The organism is Streptomyces sudanensis (assembly GCF_023614315.1).
GTDB lineage: Bacteria > Actinomycetota > Actinomycetes > Streptomycetales > Streptomycetaceae > Streptomyces > Streptomyces sudanensis.
Map to the genome: position 1 here is coordinate 2,651,911 of NZ_CP095474.1, position 4,984 is coordinate 2,656,894.

Genomic DNA, 4,984 nt, shown 5'->3' on the forward strand with positions numbered 1-4,984 from the left:
TTTATTTTTAGGGCGACGACGAAGTACGAACGTAAAGGGTCTGTGGGCAGCGTTAGAGGGGTNNCGGNACGGGCCCTCCGGGTGCGGCGGGGACAGGGCCCGTAGGGGCTTCGGGGCCGGCGGGCAGGGTTTCCGCGGTGACCAGGGCCTCGAACTCCGGGGTGACCCGCGCCACCGTCCCCGGGCCCAGCACGATCTGGTACGTCCGCTCGCTCTCCACCACGCCCAGGACCGCCGGGAGGGCGCGCAGTTCGGCGTCGCGGACGAGTGCGCGATCGTGCAGGACGAGGCGCAGGCGGGTCATGCAGTGGGCGACGGACACGACGTTGGCGGCGCCGCCGACGAGCGGCAGCAGCGCGGCGGCCGTGGAACGGTGCTCCGACGGGCGGGGGTCTTCGGTTGTCGTCATGTGGGGGCCTCGCGTACGGGATGCGTCAGGGGGCCGCCGCTGCCAGCGCGGCGCGCAGATGACCGTGGTGCTCCGCGAGGAGGCGTGCGGCGGCCGGGGCGTCCACCCCGCCCAGCAGGACGAGGATGGCGTGCTTCACCTCGCCGCCCGTCTCCTCCAGAGCCCGGGCTATCTCCCCGTCGGCGGCGCCCGTGACCTGCGCGACGATGCGGTGCGAGCGGGCGCGGAGCTTGGCGTTGCCAGCCCGCACGTCGACCATCAGGTTCCCGTACGTCTTGCCGAGGCGGATCATCGTGATCGTCGAGATCATGTTGAGGACGAGCTTCTGGGCCGTGCCGGACTTCAGCCGGGTCGAGCCGGAGACGAACTCCGGGCCGACGACCACCTCGATCGCGTGGTCGGCGGCGGCCGCCAGGGCGCTGCCCGCGTTGCAGGCCAGGCCGACGGTGAGGGCGCCCGTGCCGCGCCCGTACTCGACGGCGCCGACCGCGTACGGGGTGCGGCCGGACGCGGACACGCCGACGACCGTGTCGTCCGGGGTGAGGCCGAGCGCCTCCAGGTCGCGGTGGGCGAGGGCCGCCGAGTCCTCCGCGCCCTCCACGGACCGCACGAGCGCGCCGGGGCCGCCCGCGATGAGGCCGACGACCTGCGACGGGTCGGTGTGGAAAGTGGGCGGGCACTCGCTGGCGTCGAGCACGCCGAGCCGGCCGGCGGTACCGGCGCCCGCGTAGACCAGGCGCCCGCCGCGCGCCATGCGGAGGGCGATGGCGTCGACGGCGGCGGCGATGCGGGGCAGTTGCGCGGCGACCGCGTCGGGGACGGCGCGGTCCCCGGCGTTCATGGCGCGGGCGATGTCGAGGGTGGGCCATGTGTCGACGTCCGCGAGGTCGGGGCGGAACCCCTCGGTGGTGAGGGCGCCCAACTCGGCACGGAGCGCGGTGGGCTCCGGGTGGAAGGCCGCGGGCTGCGGGGCGGACTCCGGGCGGAGTGCGGTGGACTCCGGGCGGAGGCCGACGGGTTCCGGGGCGGCGCCCGGGCGGAAGGCTGCGGGCTCCGGGGCGGCGCCCGGGGTGGACTCCGTGGCGGGGTCGTTCATGGCGCGGCTCCCTCGGTGCTCGGCGGGTTCGACGGGACTTGGTGGGTTCGACGGGACTCGGCAGGCCCGGTGGGACTTGGCGGGTTCGACGGGACTTGGCGGGCCCGGTGGGACTTGGTGGGTTCGACGGGGCTGGGGNATCGGCGGGGCTNGGGGAATCGGCGGGGCCTTACGGGTCGTCGAGGCCCTTACGGATTGCCCGGGACTTTGCAGATCACCGGATCCCTACGGGTGGACAAGTTCCCTACGGGGCGTCAGGGTCCTTACGAGTCGCCGGAACCCCTACGGGATGTCAGGACCCCTACGGGACGGCAGGGGCCTCACGGGTCGTCAGGGACCTCACGGGTCGCCGGGGCCCTACGGATGAGCAGGACACCGCGCTTCAACAGGACACCGCAGCTCGGCGGGGCACCGCACCCCAACGGGACACCGCATCCCAACAGGGCACCGCTGCTCATCGGGAGCCCGTGCGCTGCCGGGGTGCCCTGCGGTGGGCGAGTACCGCGTACGACGCGGACAGCGCGGGTGCGGCCGTCGCGTACGTACGCTGCGTGACACAGGTGAACAGGCAGTCCACGACGAGGAGTTGGCTCGTCCGGGACGCCATGGCCGCCGGGCGCAGGTCGCTCTCCCGGGCGGTGGACGTGGTCAGGACGTGGTCGGCGTACCGGGTGACCGGCCCGTCGGGGCGGCCGGTGACGGCGATGGTGGTGGCGCCCCACTCGGAGGCGACCCTGAAGGGTTCGACGACGTCGGCGGTGGCGCCCGAGTGGGTGATGGCGACGGCCACGTCGCCGGAGCGGAGCTGGACGGCACCGGTGACGGCGACGTGCGGGTCGCTGTGGGCGTGGGCGACGAACCCTATGCGGAGCAGTTTCTGCGCCAGGTCCTGGGCGACGAGGCCGGAGGCGCCGATGCCGTACACGTCGACGCGGCGGGCGGCGGTGAGGGCGGTGACGGCGGCGGCGAGCTGCGCGGTGTCGAGCGCGGCGGCCGTGTCGGCGAGGGTCTGCTGCTCGTCGCGGGCGAGCTTGGCGACGACGGCCTCGACCGGGTCGTCGACGGTGATGTCGGAGGCGACCGAGGGGGAGCGGCCGGAGGTGCGCCGGGCGGCCAGGGCGGCGAGGGCGAGCCGCAGGTCGCGGTAGCCGGGGTAGCCGAGGAGGCGGGCCGTGCGGACGACGGTCGCCTCGCTGGTGCCGGTCCGCTCGGCGAGGCCGGTGACGGTGAGGGCGGCGCAGGCCGCCGGGTCGGCGGCGACGGCCTCGGCGACGCGCTGCACGGAGTGCGTCATGGACGGGGCCAGGGTGCGCACCCTCGCGGTGAGCGGGTCGGGGACGGCGCCGCCGTCCGCCTCCCCACCGGGAGTGAAAGTTTCCTTCAGGTCCTCGGTCACGTGTGAAACATATTTTCCGCATTGGTGGCCGTCAACCCCGCAGGTCAGAATGGCCGTATGAGCAATTCGGACCCCGTGGAGCAGGCGCTGCACGCCGCACGCGCACTGGTCCTCGCCGACCTGACCGCCCGGGACGTCGCCGAGGCGGAGATCGTGTCGCTGGTCGAGGACGCGGTCGCCGGGCGCCGGTGGTGGGTCGCGCAGTGGCCGGAGGGCCTCGCGTACGTCGCCGGGCTGGTCGCGCAGGACGTGCAGGACGCGCTGCTGGAGCGGTACGGGCGCTGGCCGCTGTGCCCGGTCTGCGCCTCGGGCGACCCGCACGCCCTGGACGTGGAGCCGGAGCTCGGCCCGGACCCGCACTGGGTGTGCGGGCGGGCCGGGGTGGTGGTCGCGCCGGTCGGCGGCCTCGCGTGACCCTCTACATCGACCCGCCGAACTGGCCGGGGCACGGCCGCATGTGGTCCCACCTGGTCAGCGACGAGTCGTTCGACGAACTGCACGCGGCGGCCGCCGCCCTCGGCTGCCCGCCGCGCGCCTTCGACGGCGACCACTACGACATCCCGTCCGACCGGTACGCGGACGCGGTGGCGGCGGGCGCCGTGGAGATCGGTTCGAAGGAGCTGGTGCGGCGGCTCACCGAGGCCGGTCTGCGCCGTCCCAAACGGCGCCCGGCGCCTTCCGTGTGACCCCGCCCGCCGGGGTGGCGCCCGTCGCGGCCCCCGCCGGAGCGTCCGGGACGGCCGGGACAGCCGGGACGGCCGGGACAGCCGGAGCGTCCGAGACGGCCGGGACAGCCGGGACAGCCGGTACAGCCGGAGCGGCCGCGACGACGCGGCTGGGCGTACGGCCCTCCCGGCGGTGCAGCCACAGCGACACGGCGGCCACGCCGAACGCGGCGAGCGTCATCGCGGCACCCGCCCACGCCGTCGCCGGGAACCCGAGGCCCGCGTCGATGACGGTCCCCCCGAGCCACGGCCCGCCGGTGTTGCCCAGGTTGAACGCGGCCGTCGCCGTGGCACCCGCGAGGGTCGGGGCGGCACCGGCCACGTGGAACATCCGGGCGTTCAGGGCGGGCGCCGTGTAGAACATGGACACGCCCAGCAGGAACGACAGCGCCACGACGGCGACCGGGCTCCCCGCGAACAGCGCCAGCGCGGCGAGCAGCACCGTCGACGCGGCGACGCCGCTGAGCAGCACGCCGAACAGGTGCGCGTCCGCGACCCGCCCGCCGATCACCGTCCCCACCAGCGCGCCGATCCCGAACAGCCCGAGCACCACCGGCACCCGGCCGGAAGCGAGCCCGGACACGTCGGTGAGCAGCGGGGCCAGGTACGAGAACGCGCAAAAACCGCCGCCCGCCGCGAGCGCGGTGACCGCCACCGCGAGCCACACCTGCCGGTCGCGGTAGACGGCCAGCTCGCGCCGCAGCTCCGGCCTCCGGTCCGGCGCGGGGATGCGCGGGATGCGGGTCACCACGCCGATCAGGGCGACGGCGGAGGCGGCGCCGACCGCCCAGAACGCCGCCCGCCAGCCGAACCGCTCCCCGAGGAACGCGCCCGCCGGGACGCCCAGCACGTTGGCGACGGACAGACCGCCGATCATCACCGCCATCGCACGGGCCCGCGCCCCCGGCCGGACCATCGCGACGGCGACGGCCGCGCCGACCGCCCAGAACCCGGCGCACGCGAGGGCGCTGACCACGCGGGAGGCGAAGAGGACCCCGTACGAGGGGGCGAGGGCGCCGGCGACCTGGCCGAGACCGAAGGTGGTGATCAGCGCGACGAGCGTCGTCTTGCGGGGCAGCCGCAGGGTCGCCACCGCGAGGAGGGGCGCTCCGACGACCATGCCGATCGCGAAGGCCGATATCAGCAGCCCGGCCCGGGGGATGGACACGCCCATGTCGTCCGCGACGGGTGGCAGCAGCCCCGACAGCATGAACTCGCTGGTGCCGAGCGCGAAGACGGCCAGGCCGAGGACGTACACCGCCGGCGGCATACGGGCGGAGGCGGGAGCTGAAGCGGAAGCGGGGGACGGAACAGGAGACGAAGCGGGGGACGGAGAGGCGGAGAACGGGGCGGGGGAC

General features: G+C 75.2%; 5 protein-coding genes and 1 pseudogene. 2 read left to right on the plus strand and 4 right to left on the minus strand.

Annotated features, from left to right (window positions below):
• Nucleotides 1-68: 68 nt before the first annotated feature.
• The 3 genes and pseudogenes from MW084_RS12270 to MW084_RS12280 all read right to left on the minus strand — a co-directional run.
• A pseudogene (locus MW084_RS12270) lies at nt 69-409 on the minus strand (PTS glucose/sucrose transporter subunit IIB); the annotation flags it as partial.
• Between the two features lie 25 nt (nt 410-434).
• Nucleotides 435-1,505, minus strand: coding sequence for an N-acetylmuramic acid 6-phosphate etherase (gene murQ, locus MW084_RS12275; protein WP_010469657.1), 1,071 nt, complete (start codon nt 1,503-1,505; stop codon nt 435-437).
• Nucleotides 1,506-1,959: 454 nt separating this feature from the next.
• A complete protein-coding gene (locus tag MW084_RS12280; protein ID WP_010469658.1) occupies nt 1,960-2,901 on the minus strand; it encodes a MurR/RpiR family transcriptional regulator in 942 nt (313 codons plus the stop codon).
• Between the two features lie 57 nt (nt 2,902-2,958).
• Here MW084_RS12280 and MW084_RS12285 point away from each other — a divergent pair, with 57 nt between their 5' ends.
• Both MW084_RS12285 and MW084_RS12290 read left to right on the plus strand, forming a co-directional pair.
• Nucleotides 2,959-3,315: a hypothetical protein gene (locus tag MW084_RS12285; RefSeq protein WP_010469659.1), complete on the plus strand. Its 357-nt coding sequence runs from the start codon at nt 2,959-2,961 to the stop codon at nt 3,313-3,315.
• Nucleotides 3,312-3,587, plus strand: a complete 276-nt coding sequence (locus tag MW084_RS12290; protein WP_010469660.1) for a DUF4031 domain-containing protein — start codon at nt 3,312-3,314, stop codon at nt 3,585-3,587. The genes MW084_RS12285 and MW084_RS12290 overlap by 4 nt, the downstream gene beginning before the upstream one ends.
• Here the strand turns inward: MW084_RS12290 and MW084_RS12295 are convergent.
• Nucleotides 3,535-4,896: a Cmx/CmrA family chloramphenicol efflux MFS transporter gene (locus MW084_RS12295; RefSeq protein WP_039828979.1), complete on the minus strand. Its 1,362-nt coding sequence runs from the start codon at nt 4,894-4,896 to the stop codon at nt 3,535-3,537. The two genes, MW084_RS12290 and MW084_RS12295, sit on opposite strands and share 53 nt — an antisense overlap.
• Nucleotides 4,897-4,984: the final 88 nt, after the last annotated feature.

Coding starts and splice junctions, on each gene's coding strand:
- MW084_RS12295 (WP_039828979.1), bottom strand. CDS start 4,896: ATGCCGCCGGCGGTGTACGTCCTCGGCCTGGCCGTCTTCGCGCTCGGC.
- MW084_RS12285 (WP_010469659.1), top strand. CDS start 2,959: ATGAGCAATTCGGACCCCGTGGAGCAGGCGCTGCACGCCGCACGCGCA.
- murQ (WP_010469657.1), bottom strand. CDS start 1,505: ATGAACGACCCCGCCACGGAGTCCACCCCGGGCGCCGCCCCGGAGCCC.